Raw genomic sequence first — 16,338 nt, 5'->3', positions numbered from 1 at the left:
GACAGTGATCGACACATTCAGCCGAACCGGCCCGCTCATGGAAGCTGCCAGTTACCCCGCCTGGACCCAGCAATTGATCCAGGACTGCAGCGAGAGCAAGCGCCGCGTCGTGGAGCATGAACTGTACCAGCGCATGCGCGATAACAAACTCAGTGCCAAAGTCATGCGTCAGTATCTGATTGGCGGCTGGCCGGTGGTTGAACAGTTCGCCCTGTACATGGCGCAAAACCTGACCAAGACCCGTTTTGCCCGCCATCCCGGCGAAGACATGGCGCGTCGCTGGCTGATGCGCAATATCCGGGTCGAGCTCAATCATGCCGATTACTGGGTGCACTGGAGCCGGGCCCATGGCGTGACCCTGGAAGACCTGCAGGCCCAGCAAGTACCGCCAGAGCTGCATGCCTTGAGCCATTGGTGCTGGCATACCAGTTCTGCCGATTCCCTGATCGTGGCCATTGCCGCCACCAACTACGCCATTGAAGGGGCCACGGGCGAGTGGTCGGCGCTGGTGTGTTCCAACGGCATCTATGCCGCGGCGTTCCCGGAAGAGGATCGCAAACGTGCCATGAAGTGGCTGAAGATGCATGCCCAGTACGACGACGCCCATCCCTGGGAAGCGCTGGAAATCATCGTCACCCTGGCAGGGCTGAACCCGACCAAGGCCCTGCAGGCCGAGCTGCGTCAGGCCATCTGCAAGAGCTATGACTATATGTACCTGTTCCTGGAACGCTGCATGCAGCAGGAAAAGACTGCGGTGACCCGCGAGCGCCTGGCACTGGCCGAAGGCTGAGTCAGGGAATGTCGGGCGCTTCGATTGCCGCGCACGCTGGACGTGTGGGGTGATGAAGTTGCCCGTGCATCAACGGGGCAGGGCGCTACCTTGTGCTCAGCCCGCCATTGCCAGGCGGTTGCGCCCTTCGCGCTTGGCCACGTACAGCGCGCTGTCGGCGCGTCGCAACAGGCTTTCTGCGGATTCTCCCGGTAGCAGAGTCGAACACCCCAGGCTTACGGTAAGTTCGATCGGCTGACCATCGGCTCGGTAGTCCTGGGCCTGGGCGGCATGGCGCAGACGCTCGCCCACCATCGCCGCGGCTTCGCGCCCGGTGTTGGACAGCAGGATCAAGAACTCTTCCCCGCCAAAGCGAAACACCATGTCGACATTGCGCAATTGCCCCTTGATTGCCGCGGCAACGGCCTTGAGCACTTGATCGCCGGCGCTGTGGCCGTGGTTGTCGTTGATGCGCTTGAAGTGATCGATGTCCAGCATCAGCAGCGACAGTGGAAGCAGGTGACGACGGGCCATTTCGATTTCCCGTTGCAGGGTCTGGTCCATGGCGATGCGATTGCCGGTATCGGTCAGCGGATCCCGCAGGGCGCTGCGAGTGGCGGCGCGATACAGCAGGGCATTGCGCATCGGGTACAGCAGGGTCGAGAGCAGCGATTCCAGGGAGCCCTGTTCTGATTCGCTGAAGCGCTGGTTGCGGCGAAAGACCAGCTCGCCCATCGGTTCGCCTTCGTGGCTCAGGCTGTAGCTGATGGAGTGATGGCCGCGCTGGCCGAACTCCAGGCGCAGGTCGCTGGGAGTGTGCTGGTACTGCAGGGCATCCAGGGGGACCAGGCGCTGAACCTCACGAAAGAACAGGCCCAGGATGCGTTGCGGTTCAAGGCTGGTCTGCAGCTGCAGGCCCAGTTGCTGGCGCAACTGAGCGAGGCTGATGGGCTGCTTGATCAGTGGCGACTGCTGGCCAAAGCCCAGGCGTTGCAATTTGGCGCTATCGAAGTCAATTGCGTTGGTCTGGGTCGGTGTTTTCATCTGAGCTTGAGCCCCCTGAGCACTGTGTACGGTCTAACTGCCTGGGTGAGAGCGGCTCAGAGCTGCGCGTCATACTGTTCCATCAGTCCCGTAGGACAACGCGCATATTTTAGGCCGTCTCGCCTGTGGCTATAAAGCCCTCAGCGCAAGCCGTTTTCCACAGCGTCAATGCACTGTGTATTGAGTGTCGTTAGAGCGAAACTCGTGCCATTCGGTTCATATTGGGAAAACTTGTTTGGATTCAGCAGCTTGGGTTTCGGCGTAAAAAGGCTGTCGTCAAAAATGACATTTGTTTGGCTTGAAACCTACGCGGGGTAGGCATTGCCGAGGCGTCGCGACGGTATTCCGTCGCGACGAACGGGAGGGGTATTACTGCGCGTCGAAGGCTTGACCGTTGATCCCGGTGCTGTCCGGCCCCATCAGGTACAGATAGACCGGCATGATTTCTTCCGGGGTCGGATTGTTGCTGGGGTTTTCTCCCGGGTAGGCCTGGGCCCGCATGCTGGTGCGGGTGGCGCCTGGGTTGATGCTGTTGGCCCGCACCGGGGCCACGGTGTCCAGCTCGTCGGCCAGGGTCTGCATCAAGCCTTCGGTGGCGAATTTCGACACGCCGTAGGCGCCCCAGTAAGCCCGGCCCTTGCGGCCAACGCTGCTGGAGGTGAAGACCACCGAGGCATCCTGGGACAGCTTGAGCAGGGGCAGCAGGGTGCTGGTAAGCATGAACATGGCGTTGACGTTGACCTGCATCACACGCATGAAATTCTCCCCGGAGAGCTGCTCCAGAGGCGTGCGCGGGCCGATGATCGAGGCGTTGTGCAACAGGCCGTCGAGGTGGCCGAACTCGGTTTCGATCATGGCCGCCAGTTCGTCGTACTGGTGCGGCAGGGCGGTTTCCAGGTTGAACGGGATTACCGCCGGCTGCGGATGGCCGGCCGCCTCGATGGCGTCGTAGACCTCGGTCAGGTTGGCTTCGGTCTTGCCCAGCAGCAGCACGGTGGCGCCATGAGCGGCAAAGGTCTTGGCGGCGGCGGCGCCGATGCCACGACCGGCGCCAGTGACCAGAATGACCCGGTCCTTGAGCAGTTCTGGGCGAGCGGAATAATCAAACATAAAAGGCCTCAACAGAAATTGGATCGTCCCCGGCGCTTAGCCGGGCATGCCGCTGCTCAGCAGCCGCACAGCGCGTTGTCCAGAACCTGGCGCAGTTCCAGCGGGTGACTGACCACCACGTCGGCGCCCCAGTGCCGTGGGTTGTCGTCCGGATGGATATAGCCATAGGTCACCGCAGCGGTCCTGGTGCCCGCATCGCGGCCGGATTCGATATCGCGCAGATCGTCGCCGACAAACAGCACGCTGGACGGGGCCAGGTCGAGCATCTTGCACGCCAGGATCAGCGGTTCGGGGTCGGGCTTGCTGTTCTTCACGTGGTCAGGGCAGATCAGCAGTGCCGAGCGCTCGGCCAGCCCCAGTTGCTGCATGATCGGCTCGGCGAAGCGCAGCGGCTTGTTGGTGACCACGCCCCAGACCAGGTGGGCCTTTTCGATATCTGCCAGCAGCTCGGCCATGCCGTCGAAGAGCTTGCTGTGCACGGCGCAATGCTTGAGGTAGCGCTCGAGAAACTCCAGGCGCAGTTCCTCGAAGCCCGGGGATTCGGGGTCCATGGAGAAGGTCACCGCCACCATGGCGCGGGCGCCGCCGGAGATCTCGTCGCGAATGTGCTGGTCGGCGATGGGTGGCAGGCCGCGATCACGGCGCATGCCCTGGCACACCGCGATGAAGTCCGGAGCGGTATCGAGCAGGGTGCCATCCATGTCGAAGAGAACGGCTCTGATAGCCATGTCTTACTCCTCTCGCAGGGTCTGGATCATGTAGTTGACGTCCACGTCCGGGGCCAGCTTGTAGTGCTTGGTCAGCGGGTTGTAGGTCAGGCCGATGATGTCCTTGACGGTCAGGCCGGCAGAGCGGCTCCAGGCACCGAGCTCGGATGGGCGGATGAACTTCTTGAAGTCGTGGGTGCCGCGCGGCAGCAGCTTCATGATGTATTCAGCGCCGATGATGGCGAACAGGTAGGCCTTGGGGTTGCGGTTGATGGTGGAGAAGAACACCTGGCCACCGGGCTTGACCATGCGGAAGCAGGCGCGAATCACCGACGAAGGGTCCGGCACGTGCTCGAGCATTTCCAGGCAGGTGACCACGTCGAACTGCTCGGGCATTTCCTCGGCCAGGGCCTCGGCAGTGATCTGCCGGTACTCGACGTTGACGCCGGATTCCAGCTGGTGCAATTGCGCCACGGCCAGCGGGGCCTCGCCCATGTCGATGCCGGTCACGGTAGCGCCGCGCTGGGCCATGGCTTCGCTGAGGATGCCGCCGCCGCAACCGACGTCGAGGACTTTCTTGCCCGCCAGGCCGACCCGTTCGTCGATCCAGTTTACCCGCAGGGGGTTGATGTCGTGCAGGGGCTTGAACTCGCTTTCACGGTCCCACCAGCGATGGGCCAGGGCTTCGAATTTGGCGATTTCAGCGTGGTCGACGTTGCTCATGGGTAGTGCTCCAAAGCTAGAAAATTCTCTGTCGGGCCTCGAGCCTGTGCTCAAGGCCCGGGTTATGGGTGGTGGCCGCTGATGCGCCGGGCCCAGTCGCGGGCGGTAGCGCCCAGCTGATGCTCGTCCAGGCGGGTCAGGCGTCGGTCATCCAGCAGTTGCTTGCCGGCGACCCATACATGTTTCACGCAGTCTCGGCCGGTGGCGTAGATCAGTTGCGACACCGGGTCGTAGATCGGCTGCTGCGCCAGGCCGGACAGGTCGAAGGCTGTCAGGTCTGCGGCCTTGCCGATTTCCAGGGAACCCACTTGGCTTTCCAGGCCCATGGCCCTGGCGCCGTTGAGGGTAGCCATGCGCAGTGCGCGATGGGCATCCAGGGCGGTAGCCGACCCGGCCACGGCCTTGGCCAGCAGCGCGGCGGTCCGGGTTTCCCCCAGCAGGTCCAGGTCGTTGTTGCTGGCGGCGCCATCGGTGCCTACCGCCACGTTGACTCCGGCTTGCCACAGACGTTCTACAGGGCAGAAGCCGCTGGCCAGTTTCAGGTTGGATTCCGGGCAGTGAATGACGCTGGTGTTGGTTTCTACCAGTAAAGCCAGGTCGTCATCGCTGATTTGGGTCATATGAACGGCCTGGAAGCGTGGTCCCAGCAGGCCCAGGCGAGCCAGGCGCGCCAGCGGTCGCTCACCGTGCTGTTCCACGGATTGCTGCACCTCGTGGGCGGTCTCATGCACATGCATGTGGATCGCAGCGTCGAGTTCTTCGGCAATGATCCGGATTTTTTCCAGGTTCTCGTCGCCAACGGTGTAGGGTGCATGAGGGCCGAAGGTGATGTTGATCCGCGGATGATGCTTGAGATCGCCGAACAGCTCTACGCCCTGGCGGATGGCTTCGTCGGCATCGTGGGCACCGGGAATCGGGAAGTCGAGAATGGGGATGGCGACCTGTGCTCGCATGCCGCTGTTGTGCACCCGCTCACTGGCAACCTTCGGGAAGAAGTACATGTCCGAGAAACAGGTGATCCCACCCTTGACCTGCTCGGCGATGGCCAGGTCGGTGCCGTCGCGGACGAAGGCTTCATCCACCCACTTGGCTTCGGCGGGCCAGATGTGCTTTTCCAGCCAGGTCATCAGCGGCAGGTCATCGGCCAGGCCGCGAAACAGGGTCATGGCGGCGTGCCCGTGGGCGTTGATCAGGCCCGGGGTGAGCAGCGTGTCGGGCAGTTCGCGGATTTCCGTGGCGCGATACTTCAAGGCCTCGGCGCGTGGGCCGATGAACACGATGTGCCCGTCGCGGATGCCCAGGCCGTGTTCCCTGAGGACGACGCCGGCCGGCTCGACCGGCACCAGCCAGGTCGGGAGCAGCAGCAGGTCGAGCGCAATGTCGCGGTTCGGCATCGAGTATCGGTCCAGGGCTTTATATAAAAGGATGGCGAAGTATACCCGAGCGTCCTGGCAGGGGGATCGCTATAATCGGCGGCTTTTGTTCATGAGTGCGGGGTGAGGGATGCGCGATCGTCTGTTGGCTGCGGAGAAAGTCAGGGCCATTGAATGGCGGGATAGCATTCTGTACCTGCTCGATCAGCGGGCCTTGCCTTTCGAGGAATCCTGGATTGCCTATGACAGCGCCGCTGGAGTGGCCGAGGCGATTCGCTCGATGGTGGTCTGTGGGGCGCCGGCCATTGGCATCAGTGCTGCCTACGGCCTGGTTCTGGCAGCACGTGGACGATTTGTCGCAGGTGGCGACTGGTTTGCGGCGCTGGAAGAGGATTTCACCTTGCTGGCGGATGCCGCTCCTGCGGCGGTGAATCTGTCCTGGGCGCTCAATCGCATGCGCGAGCGCCTGGAGCGGGTCAGGGAACATGCTGATCCGTTGGCAGCGCTGGAAGCTGAAGCCCTGGCCATTCATGAGAGCGATCGCGAAGCCAACCTGACCATGGCTCAGCTGGGTGTGGACCTGATCCGGCGGCATCAGGGCAACCCCCAGGCCCTGTTGACTCACAGCAATACCGGCGCCCTGGCCACCGGTGGCTTCGGCACGGCCTTGGGGGTGATTCGCGCGGCCTGGCTGGAAGGTATGGTGGAGCGGGTCTACGCCGATGAAACCCGGCCCTGGTTGCAGGGTTCGCGCCTGACGGCCTGGGAGCTGGCCAGCGAAGGCATTCCGGTAACGGTAAATGTCGATGCAGCCGCCGCGCACATCATGAAGACCAAGGGCGTGACCTGGGTCGTGGTGGGGGCGGACCGCATCACTGCCAATGGCGATGTAGCGAACCAGATTGGCACTTACCAGCTGGCGGTCAATGCCATGCACCACGGTGTTCGCTTCATGGTGGTGGCGCCCAGTTCGAGCATCGACATGAGCCTTGCCAGCGGTGATGACATTCCCTTGGCAGAGCGGGCGGGCGAGGAGTTGCTGGAGATCGCGGGCAAGCGCATGGGGGAGGGGGTAGAAGGCTTCAATCCGCTGTTCGATGTCACGCCAGCGGACCTGATCGATGCCATCGTCACCGAGAAGGGCGTTGTCGAGCGGCCGGACACGGCCAAGATGGCGCAATTGATGTGCCGCAAGCGCTTGCACTGACGAGTGCCCGGGCAAGTCGTTGGTGCCAGCTTCCCGGGAAAGCTGTCAGCTCAGTAAAAAGCGCTTAATTATGTGCGAATTTGGCCTCTGAGCCCCTCTCGTCTCTTATCAGGCTGTCACCGGTCAACTAACTATGCTCCATGCGCGTCAGGGGGATAGGTGCGTGGCGGCGATTGTGATAACATCCGGCGGTTTCCAAGGTGGTCCGACGCGGCTGCCTTCACTGCGCAAATCCATGGCATAACTTGTTGATTTGTCGTAAGTCGGTGCATGGCACTAGGCCTGCAGCGGCGAGCTTCGTTCGTCCCATATGGATGTGACGAAGTTTCACCAGAAAAAGGAATCAGGCTTCTCATGGGCGAACTGGCCAAAGAAATCCTCCCGGTCAATATCGAAGACGAGCTGAAACAGTCCTACCTCGACTACGCGATGAGCGTAATCGTCGGGCGGGCACTGCCTGATGCGCGCGATGGCTTGAAGCCCGTGCACCGGCGTGTGCTGTACGCGATGAGCGAGCTCGGTAACGACTGGAACAAGCCGTACAAGAAATCTGCCCGTGTTGTCGGTGACGTGATCGGTAAGTATCACCCGCACGGTGATACCGCGGTGTACGACACCATCGTTCGTATGGCCCAGCCATTCTCCCTGCGCTACCTGCTGGTAGACGGCCAGGGTAACTTCGGTTCGGTCGACGGCGACAACGCGGCGGCCATGCGATACACCGAAGTTCGCATGACCAAGCTGGCGCACGAGCTGCTGGCCGACCTGCACAAGGAAACCGTGGACTGGGTGCCGAACTACGACGGCACCGAGATGATCCCGGCGGTCATGCCGACCAAGATCCCCAACCTGCTGGTCAACGGTTCCAGCGGTATCGCCGTGGGCATGGCGACCAACATTCCGCCGCACAACCTCGGTGAAGTCATCGATGGTTGCCTGGCGCTGATCGACAATCCCGAGCTGACTGTCGACGAGCTGATGCAGTACATCCCCGGCCCGGATTTCCCGACCGCGGCGATCATCAACGGTCGCGAAGGCATCATCGAGGCCTATCGCACCGGCCGTGGCCGCATTTATATGCGTGCCCGCTCGATCATCGAAGACATTGACAAGGTTGGCGGCCGCCAGCAGATCGTCATCACCGAGCTGCCTTACCAACTGAACAAGGCGCGGTTGATCGAGAAGATCGCCGAGCTGGTGAAAGAGAAGAAACTCGAAGGCATCACTGAACTGCGCGATGAGTCCGACAAGGACGGTATGCGCGTCGTGATCGAGCTGCGTCGTGGCGAAGTGCCTGAGGTAATCCTCAATAACCTCTACGCCCAGACCCAGCTGCAAGCAGTGTTCGGCATCAACATCGTGGCGCTGATCGACGGCCGTCCGCGGATCCTCAATCTCAAGGATCTGCTGGAAGCCTTCGTTCGTCACCGTCGTGAAGTCGTTACCCGGCGTACCGTGTTCGAGCTGCGCAAGGCTCGTGAGCGTGGCCACATCCTTGAAGGCCAGGCCGTTGCCCTGTCCAACATCGATCCGGTGATCGCCCTGATCAAGGCCTCGCCGACGCCGTCGGAAGCCAAGGAAGCGCTGATCAGCACCCCTTGGGAGTCCAGCGCGGTCATGACCATGGTCGAGCGTGCCGGTGCGGATTCCTGCCGTCCGGAAAACCTTGATCCGCAATACGGTCTGCGCGACGGCAAGTACTTCCTGTCCCCGGAACAGGCACAAGCCATTCTGGAGTTGCGCCTGCACCGCCTGACTGGCCTGGAGCACGAAAAGCTGCTGGCCGAGTACCAGGAGATCCTCAACCAGATCGGCGAGCTGATCCGCATCCTCAATAGCGCCACGCGCCTGATGGAAGTGATCCGCGAAGAGCTGGAAGTGATCCGCGCCGAATACGGCGACGTGCGCCGCACCGAGATTCTTGATGCCCGCCTCGACCTGACCCTGGGTGACATGATCCCGGAAGAAGAGCGTGTGGTGACCATTTCCCACGGCGGCTACGCCAAGACCCAGCCGCTGGCTGCCTACCAGGCCCAGCGTCGTGGCGGTAAAGGCAAGTCGGCCACAGGCGTCAAGGATGAGGACTACATCGCTCACCTGCTGGTTGCCAACAGCCACACCACGCTGCTGCTGTTCTCCAGCAAGGGCAAGGTGTACTGGCTGAAGACTTATGAAATTCCTGAAGCATCCCGTGCGGCACGCGGTCGTCCGCTGGTCAACCTGCTACCGCTGGATGAGGGTGAATACATCACCACCATGCTGCCGGTAGAGGAGTACACCGAAGGTCACTACATCTTCATGGCGACCGCCAACGGCACCGTGAAGAAGACCCCGCTGGAGTCCTTCAGCCGCCAGCGCAGCGTGGGCCTGATCGCCCTGGAGCTGGACGAAGGCGACGTGCTGATCAGTGCCGCCATCACCGATGGCGAGCGTGAAGTCATGCTGTTCTCCGACGGAGGCAAGGTCACTCGCTTCAAGGAGTCCGACGTGCGCGCCATGGGCCGTACCGCTCGCGGTGTGCGCGGCATGCGCCTGGCGGAAGGCCAGAAGCTGATTTCCATGCTGATTCCGGAAGAAGGCAGCCAGATCCTCACCGCCTCCGAGCGTGGTTTCGGCAAGCGTACCGCCATTGGCGAGTTCCCCGAGTACAAGCGTGGCGGCCAGGGCGTTATCGCCATGGTCAGCAACGAGCGTAACGGTCGCCTGGTTGGCGCGGTGCAGGTGCTGGATGGTGAGGAGATCATGCTGATTTCCGATCAGGGCACCCTGGTGCGTACCCGTGTCGACGAAGTGTCGAGCCTGGGCCGTAACACTCAAGGCGTGACCCTGATCAAGCTGGCCAGCGATGAAACCCTGGTGGGCCTGGAGCGGGTGCAGGAGCCATCGGAAATCGAGGGCGAAGAGTTCGAAGGTGAAGAGGGTGCTGAATTCGAGGGAGCCGTGCTGGATGCGGTTGCCGATACCGATGAGGCAGCCGAAGGCCAACAGGCAGACGCCGCAGGCGAAGAAGAGTCGCAAGACTAAATAAATCGTAGCAGGGCAGAGTGTTTGCTCTGTCCGCTACCGTGAATGCATAGCGAGAGTGGATGTGAGCAAACGAGCCTATAACTTCTGCGCAGGTCCCGCTGCGCTACCTGAAGCTGTCCTGTTGCGTGCCCAGGCCGAATTGCTGGATTGGCATGGCAAGGGCCTGTCGGTCATGGAAATGAGCCATCGCAGCGATGAGTTCGTTTCCATTGCCACCAAGGCCGAGCAGGATCTGCGTGATCTGCTGAATATCCCCTCGAACTATAAAGTGCTGTTTCTGCAAGGCGGCGCCAGCCAGCAATTTGCCCAGATCCCACTGAACCTGCTGCCCGAGGGTGGCAAGGCCGACTATGTCGACACCGGTATCTGGTCGCAGAAAGCCATTGAAGAAGCCTCCCGCTACGGGCAGGTGAATGTGGCGGCCACTGCCAAGCCTTACGACTATTTCGCAATTCCCGGCCAGAACGAATGGCAGCTGTCGCCAGATGCGGCCTACGTGCACTACGCGCCGAACGAAACCATTGGCGGCCTGGAATTCAACTGGATCCCGGAAACCGGCGACGTTCCCCTGGTGGCCGACATGTCGTCCGACATCCTCTCGCGCCCTGTGGATATCTCCCGTTTCGGCATGATCTACGCTGGCGCGCAGAAGAATATCGGCCCCAGCGGCATCCTGGTGAACATCATTCGCGAAGACCTGCTGGGGCGTGCCCGTTCGCTGTGCCCGACCATGCTCGACTACAAGGTCGCGGCGGACAACGGCTCGATGTACAACACGCCGCCGACCCTGGCCTGGTATCTGTCCGGCCTGGTGTTCGAATGGCTCAAGGAGCAGGGCGGGGTTGAAGCCATCGCCAAGCTCAATGAGGCCAAGCAGCGCACCCTGTACGATTTCATCGACGCCAGCGGCCTGTACAGCAACCCGATCAACAAGACCGACCGCTCCTGGATGAACGTGCCGTTCCGTCTGGCCGACGATCGCCTGGACAAACCGTTCCTGGTGGGCGCCGAGGCTCGCGGCCTGTTGAACCTCAAGGGCCACCGCTCGGTGGGTGGCATGCGCGCTTCCATCTACAACGCCGTGGACATCAACGCAGTCAATGCGCTGGTGGCCTACATGGCGGAGTTCGAGAAGGAACACGGCTGATGTCTGAGCAAGAACTCAAGGCTCTGCGCCTGCGTATTGACGCCCTGGACGAGAAGGTCCTGGAGCTGATCAGTGAGCGCGCGCGCTGTGCCCAGGAAGTGGCGCGGGTCAAGATGGGCTCCCTCTCCGAGGGCGAAGTGCCGGTGTTCTATCGTCCCGAGCGTGAAGCCCAGGTGCTCAAGCGGGTGATGGAGCGTAACCAGGGGCCGCTGGGCAATGAAGAGATGGCGCGTTTGTTCCGCGAAATCATGTCTTCGTGCCTGGCCCTGGAGCAGCCATTGAAAGTGGCCTACCTCGGTCCTGAAGGTACCTTCACCCAAGCCGCGGCCATGAAGCACTTCGGTCATGCGGTGATCAGCAAGCCGATGGCAGCGATCGATGAGGTGTTCCGTGAAGTGGCGGCCGGCGCCGTGAACTTCGGCGTGGTGCCGGTGGAAAACTCCACCGAGGGTGCGGTGAACCACACTCTCGACAGCTTCCTCGAGCACGACATGGTGATCTGCGGTGAAGTCGAACTGCGCATTCACCATCATCTGCTGGTGGGTGAGAACACCAAGACCGACAGCATCAGTCGCATTTATTCCCATGCCCAGTCCCTGGCCCAGTGCCGCAAGTGGCTGGACGCCCATTACCCGAATGTCGAGCGCGTGGCGGTGTCCAGCAACGCCGAGGCGGCCAAGCGGGTCAAGGGCGAGTGGAATTCGGCGGCGATCGCCGGCGACATGGCGGCAGGCCTGTATGGCCTGACGCGCCTGGCAGAGAAAATCGAGGATCGTCCGGACAACTCCACGCGCTTTTTGATGATCGGTAATCAGGAAGTGCCGCCGACCGGCGACGACAAGACCTCGATCATCGTGTCCATGAGCAACAAGCCCGGTGCCTTGCACGAGCTGTTGGTGCCATTCCACGACAATGGCATCGACCTGACGCGAATCGAGACCCGACCTTCGCGCAGTGGCAAATGGACCTATGTGTTCTTCATCGACTTCGTCGGCCACCACCGTGATCCGTTGGTCAAGGGTGTGCTGGAAAAGATCAGTCAGGAAGCAGTAGCACTCAAGGTGCTGGGTTCCTACCCGAAAGCGGTTCTCTGAGGCTTTAACAATGAGTGGCGACTTCCTCGCACTGGCACAACCAGGCGTGCAACAACTTTCGCCTTACGTTCCGGGCAAGCCCGTGGACGAACTGGCCCGTGAGCTGGACATCGATCCGGCCACCATCGTCAAGCTGGCGAGCAATGAAAACCCGCTGGGCGCCAGCCCCAAGGCCCTGGCGGCGATTCGTGACGAGCTTGCCGAGCTGACCCGTTATCCGGATGGCAACGGTTTTGCCCTCAAGTCCCTGCTGGCCGAGCGCTGCGGTGTGGAAATCGACCAGGTGACCCTGGGCAACGGTTCCAACGACATTCTGGAGCTGGTGGCTCGTGCCTACCTGGCGCCTGGCTTGAATGCGGTGTTCAGCGAGCACGCATTTGCCGTCTACCCCATCGTTACCCAGGCTGTCGGAGCCCAGGCTCGCGTGGTTCCGGCCAAGAACTGGGGGCATGACCTGCCAGCCATGCTCAAGGCGATCGATGATCGGACCCGCGTGGTGTTCATCGCCAACCCGAACAACCCGACCGGTACCTGGTTCGGTGCCGAGGAGCTGGACGAGTTTTTGCAGGATGTACCGGCCCACGTGCTGGTGGTGCTGGACGAGGCCTATATCGAGTACGCCGAAGGCAGTGACCTGCCGGATGGCCTGGACTTCCTGGCGGCCTACCCGAACCTGCTGGTTTCGCGAACCTTCTCCAAGGCTTATGGCCTGGCAGCCCTGCGGGTCGGTTATGGGCTGTCGACCCCGGTGGTGGCGGATGTGCTGAACCGTGTGCGCCAGCCTTTCAATGTCAACAGCCTGGCCTTGGCTGCGGCTTGCGCCGCACTTGAGGATGTGGACTACCTGGCCGAGAGTCGTCGTCTGAACGAGGCCGGCATGCAGCAGTTGGAGGCGGGGTTCCGTGATCTGGGCCTGAGATGGATTCCTTCCAAGGGCAATTTCATTGCCGTGGACCTGGGGCGTGAGGCTGCTCCGATCTTCCAGGAGTTGTTGCGCGAGGGGGTGATCGTGCGTCCGGTGGCCAACTACGGCATGCCAAATCATTTGCGCATCACCATCGGCCTGCCGGCGGAAAATACTCGTTTCCTTGAGGCCTTGGCCAAGGTTCTGGCCCGTGCTTGATGTCATTCCAATGCAATCTGCTGTGCCTATGATCGGTCGCCTGGTGGTGATCGGCCTGGGGTTGATTGGCGGTTCCTTTGCCAAGGGTTTGCGTGAAAGTGGCCTGTGTCGTGAGGTAGTCGGTGTCGATCTGGATCCGCAGTCCCGCCAGTTGGCGGTCGAACTGGGGGTGGTGGATCGCTGTGAAGAAGATCTGGTCCTGGCTTGCCAGGGCGCCGATGTGATTCAACTGGCGGTGCCGATCCTGGCCATGGAAAAGCTGCTGGCTCTGCTTGCCGGCATGGATCTGGGCCAGGCGGTGCTGACCGACGTCGGCAGCGCCAAAGGCAATGTGGTGCGCGCTGCACAAGAAGCTTTCGGCGGCATGCCTGCACGTTTTGTCCCGGGGCACCCCATTGCGGGCTCCGAGCAGAGTGGTGTGGAAGCCTCCAACGCGCAGCTGTTTCGTCGACACAAGGTGATCCTGACGCCTCTGGAGCAGACTGATACCGCGGCGCTGGACCTGGTCGACAGGCTTTGGCGTGAGCTGGGGGCGGATGTCGAGCACATGCAGGTCGAGCGTCACGATGAAGTCCTGGCGGCGACCAGCCATTTGCCGCACCTGCTGGCGTTCGGTCTGGTCGATTCTCTGGCCAAGCGCAGTGAAAATCTCGATATCTTCCGTTACGCTGCGGGCGGGTTCCGCGATTTCACGAGAATCGCCGGCAGCGACCCGGTCATGTGGCACGACATCTTCCTTGCCAATCGCGAGGCGGTACTGCGCACACTCGATACATTTCGCAACGACCTCGACGCTCTGCGTGATGCGGTCGATGCAGGGGACGGGCATCAATTGTTGGGCGTATTCACTCGCGCCCGGGTTGCCCGCGAGCATTTCGGTAAAATCCTGGCCCGCCGGGCCTATGTGGACGCTATGAACTCCAACGATCTGATTTTCCTGGCAAATCCTGGTGGCCGCCTGTCTGGGCGGATTCGTGTACCGGGCGACAAGTCGATTTCTCACCGCTCGATCATGCTTGGCTCGCTGGCTGAGGGCACCACTGAAGTGGAAGGTTTCCTCGAGGGCGAAGATGCTCTGGCGACCTTGCAGGCTTTCCGCGACATGGGCGTGGTCATCGAAGGGCCGCATCATGGTCGTGTGACCATTCATGGTGTTGGCTTGCACGGCTTGAAGCCGGCTCCAGGGCCGATCTACCTGGGGAACTCCGGTACCTCGATGCGCCTGCTGTCGGGCTTGCTGGCTGCACAAAGCTTCGACAGCACGTTGACTGGCGATCCGTCCCTGTCCAAGCGTCCGATGAATCGTGTGGCGAACCCGCTGCGGGAAATGGGCGCGGTCATTGAGACGGCTGCCGAGGGTCGCCCGCCGATGGTGATTCGTGGCGGTCACAAGCTCAAGGGGCTGACCTACACCTTGCCGATGGCCAGTGCGCAGGTTAAATCCTGCCTGTTGTTGGCAGGTTTATATGCCGAAGGAAAAACAACGGTCACCGAGCCGGCTCCGACCCGTGACCATACCGAGCGCATGCTGCGTGGCTTCGGCTACTCGGTGAGTGTCGACGGCGCCACGGCCTCGGTCGAATCCGGCGGCAAGCTCAAGGCAACCCATATTGAGGTGCCTGCGGACATTTCTTCCGCAGCGTTCTTCCTGGTGGCTGCATCCATTGCCGAAGGTTCCGAACTGGTGCTGGAGCACGTGGGGATCAACCCGACCCGTACAGGTGTGATCGATATCCTGCGGTTGATGGGCGCTGACATTCGCCTGGAAAACCAGCGCGAAGTGGGTGGCGAGCCGGTTGCCGATCTGCATGTGCGCGCCGCCAAGCTCAAGGGGATCGAGATTCCCGAAGAGTTGGTACCGCTGGCAATCGATGAGTTCCCTGTGTTGTTCGTCGCGGCCGCTTGCGCCGAAGGACGCACGGTGCTGCGTGGCGCTGAAGAGCTGCGGGTCAAGGAGTCTGACCGTATCCAGGTGATGGCTGATGGCCTGCTGACCCTGGGGGTCAAGTGCGAACCGACCCCGGACGGCATCATCATTGAGGGTGGCCAGATCGGCGGCGGGGAGGTTCATGGGCATGGTGACCACCGTATCGCCATGGCTTTCAGTGTCGCCTCGCTGCGCGCCAATGCGCCGATCCGCATTCATGACTGCGCCAACGTCGCGACCTCGTTCCCGAACTTCCTTGCGCTGTGCGCGCAAGTGGGGATCCGTGTCGCGCAAGAGGCTCAGTCGTGAATATCAAGGCGCCGGTGATCACCATCGATGGGCCGAGTGGTTCGGGTAAGGGCACCATTGCCGGGAAGCTGGCCAAGCATCTGGGCTGGTGTCTGCTGGACTCCGGAGCGCTGTACCGGCTGCTGGCGTTCGCTGCGCGCAATCATGGCGTCGACCTGACCAATGAAGAGTCGCTGAAATTGTTGGCGGCTCACCTGGATGTGCAGTTTCTCGGGGCTACCGAGAACCATCCGCAGCGTATCATTCTTGAGGGTGATGACGTGACGGATGACCTGCGCAACGAGCAGGTCGGGGCCTGGGCTTCTCAGGTTGCGGCGTTGCCTGCTGTGCGAGACGCCCTGCTGCAGCGTCAGCGTGCCTTTCAGGAGCCGCCGGGGTTGGTTGCCGATGGCCGCGACATGGGAACCGTGGTGTTTCCCGACGCTCCGTTGAAGATTTTCCTGACTGCCAGTGCCGAGGAGCGTGCTCGTCGCCGTTACTTGCAGTTGAAGGGAAAGGTCGATGGTGTTAGTCTGTCGAGTCTGCTAGATGAGATCCGTGCGCGTGATGAGCGCGATACCCAGCGAGCGGTGGCCCCGCTCAAGCCGGCGGCTGACGCTATACAGCTGGATTCTACGGAGTTGTCCATCGATCAGGTGTTGCAACGCATCTTGAGTGAAATCGCCATTCGCGATATCGCCGGGTGAACAAGAAGGATTGCAGGGGACCAGTCATAGTCCTGCGATCGTTCTTTTATATGAACGTAACCCACATCGTCTGGGATGTGGCAGATGGGCGG

General features: G+C 61.6%; 13 protein-coding genes. 8 read left to right on the top strand and 5 right to left on the bottom strand.

Annotated features, from left to right (window positions below):
- The first annotated feature begins 37 nt into the window (after positions 1-37).
- Entirely contained in the window at positions 38-790 is a 753-nt protein-coding gene (locus AC1RCO_RS27820; RefSeq protein ID WP_186355228.1) for an iron-containing redox enzyme family protein, read from the top strand.
- A gap of 96 nt (positions 791-886) precedes the next feature.
- On the opposite strand, the gene AC1RCO_RS27815 is transcribed toward AC1RCO_RS27820, so the two are convergent.
- From AC1RCO_RS27815 to AC1RCO_RS27795, 5 genes are all read right to left on the bottom strand, one after another.
- On the bottom strand, positions 887-1,813 hold the full coding sequence (locus tag AC1RCO_RS27815; RefSeq protein ID WP_011062590.1) for a GGDEF domain-containing protein: 927 nt from the start codon (positions 1,811-1,813) through the stop codon (positions 887-889).
- 369 nt (positions 1,814-2,182) lie between these two features.
- Positions 2,183-2,923, bottom strand: coding sequence for a YciK family oxidoreductase (locus AC1RCO_RS27810; RefSeq protein WP_015636577.1), 741 nt, complete (start codon positions 2,921-2,923; stop codon positions 2,183-2,185).
- Positions 2,924-2,979: 56 nt separating this feature from the next.
- The gene (mupP, locus tag AC1RCO_RS27805) at positions 2,980-3,651 is read right to left on the bottom strand and encodes an N-acetylmuramic acid 6-phosphate phosphatase MupP (RefSeq protein WP_123431301.1); all 672 of its coding nucleotides are present in this window, start codon (positions 3,649-3,651) and stop codon (positions 2,980-2,982) included.
- 3 nt (positions 3,652-3,654) lie between these two features.
- Positions 3,655-4,353, bottom strand: coding sequence for a bifunctional 2-polyprenyl-6-hydroxyphenol methylase/3-demethylubiquinol 3-O-methyltransferase UbiG (gene ubiG, locus AC1RCO_RS27800; RefSeq protein WP_011062588.1), 699 nt, complete (start codon positions 4,351-4,353; stop codon positions 3,655-3,657).
- A gap of 62 nt (positions 4,354-4,415) precedes the next feature.
- A complete protein-coding gene (locus AC1RCO_RS27795) occupies positions 4,416-5,747 on the bottom strand; it encodes a TRZ/ATZ family hydrolase (RefSeq protein ID WP_207239751.1) in 1,332 nt (443 codons plus the stop codon).
- 109 nt (positions 5,748-5,856) lie between these two features.
- Here AC1RCO_RS27795 and mtnA point away from each other — a divergent pair, with 109 nt between their 5' ends.
- The 7 genes from mtnA to cmk all read left to right on the top strand — a co-directional run bounded on the left by mtnA (position 5,857) and on the right by cmk (position 16,246).
- The gene (gene mtnA / locus AC1RCO_RS27790) at positions 5,857-6,933 is read left to right on the top strand and encodes an S-methyl-5-thioribose-1-phosphate isomerase (RefSeq protein ID WP_207239752.1); all 1,077 of its coding nucleotides are present in this window, start codon (positions 5,857-5,859) and stop codon (positions 6,931-6,933) included.
- A 354-nt stretch (positions 6,934-7,287) separates the two neighbouring features.
- On the top strand, positions 7,288-9,957 hold the full coding sequence (gyrA, locus tag AC1RCO_RS27785) for a DNA gyrase subunit A (RefSeq protein WP_011062585.1): 2,670 nt from the start codon (positions 7,288-7,290) through the stop codon (positions 9,955-9,957).
- Between the two features lie 64 nt (positions 9,958-10,021).
- Positions 10,022-11,107 carry a 3-phosphoserine/phosphohydroxythreonine transaminase gene (serC, locus tag AC1RCO_RS27780; RefSeq protein WP_026019999.1) on the top strand — a complete coding sequence of 362 codons (1,086 nt, stop codon included), beginning with the start codon at positions 10,022-10,024 and terminating at the stop codon, positions 11,105-11,107.
- Positions 11,107-12,201, top strand: a complete 1,095-nt coding sequence (gene pheA / locus AC1RCO_RS27775) for a prephenate dehydratase (protein WP_401334533.1) — start codon at positions 11,107-11,109, stop codon at positions 12,199-12,201. The genes serC and pheA overlap by 1 nt, the downstream gene beginning before the upstream one ends.
- Before the next feature lie 10 nt (positions 12,202-12,211).
- Positions 12,212-13,324 (top strand): histidinol-phosphate transaminase, encoded by a 1,113-nt coding sequence (gene hisC / locus AC1RCO_RS27770; protein WP_011062582.1) that lies wholly within the window; start codon positions 12,212-12,214, stop codon positions 13,322-13,324.
- A 28-nt stretch (positions 13,325-13,352) separates the two neighbouring features.
- Positions 13,353-15,560 carry a bifunctional prephenate dehydrogenase/3-phosphoshikimate 1-carboxyvinyltransferase gene (locus tag AC1RCO_RS27765; RefSeq protein WP_077934602.1) on the top strand — a complete coding sequence of 736 codons (2,208 nt, stop codon included), beginning with the start codon at positions 13,353-13,355 and terminating at the stop codon, positions 15,558-15,560.
- The gene (gene cmk / locus AC1RCO_RS27760; RefSeq protein WP_011062580.1) at positions 15,557-16,246 is read left to right on the top strand and encodes a (d)CMP kinase; all 690 of its coding nucleotides are present in this window, start codon (positions 15,557-15,559) and stop codon (positions 16,244-16,246) included. The genes AC1RCO_RS27765 and cmk overlap by 4 nt, the downstream gene beginning before the upstream one ends.
- The last annotated feature ends 92 nt before the right edge of the window (positions 16,247-16,338 follow it).

Source organism: Pseudomonas sp. GW823-FHT03E05, assembly GCF_058796855.1.
The sequence above is the reverse complement of the archived record's forward strand: the minus strand, read 5'-3'. Positions and strand labels throughout refer to the sequence as shown.

Coding starts and splice junctions, on each gene's coding strand:
- AC1RCO_RS27820 (WP_186355228.1), top strand. CDS start 38: ATGGAAGCTGCCAGTTACCCCGCCTGGACCCAGCAATTGATCCAGGAC.
- AC1RCO_RS27815 (WP_011062590.1), bottom strand. CDS start 1,813: ATGAAAACACCGACCCAGACCAACGCAATTGACTTCGATAGCGCCAAA.
- AC1RCO_RS27810 (WP_015636577.1), bottom strand. CDS start 2,923: ATGTTTGATTATTCCGCTCGCCCAGAACTGCTCAAGGACCGGGTCATT.
- mupP (WP_123431301.1), bottom strand. CDS start 3,651: ATGGCTATCAGAGCCGTTCTCTTCGACATGGATGGCACCCTGCTCGAT.
- ubiG (WP_011062588.1), bottom strand. CDS start 4,353: ATGAGCAACGTCGACCACGCTGAAATCGCCAAATTCGAAGCCCTGGCC.
- AC1RCO_RS27795 (WP_207239751.1), bottom strand. CDS start 5,747: ATGCCGAACCGCGACATTGCGCTCGACCTGCTGCTGCTCCCGACCTGG.
- mtnA (WP_207239752.1), top strand. CDS start 5,857: ATGCGCGATCGTCTGTTGGCTGCGGAGAAAGTCAGGGCCATTGAATGG.
- gyrA (WP_011062585.1), top strand. CDS start 7,288: ATGGGCGAACTGGCCAAAGAAATCCTCCCGGTCAATATCGAAGACGAG.
- pheA (WP_401334533.1), top strand. CDS start 11,107: ATGTCTGAGCAAGAACTCAAGGCTCTGCGCCTGCGTATTGACGCCCTG.
- hisC (WP_011062582.1), top strand. CDS start 12,212: ATGAGTGGCGACTTCCTCGCACTGGCACAACCAGGCGTGCAACAACTT.
- AC1RCO_RS27765 (WP_077934602.1), top strand. CDS start 13,353: ATGATCGGTCGCCTGGTGGTGATCGGCCTGGGGTTGATTGGCGGTTCC.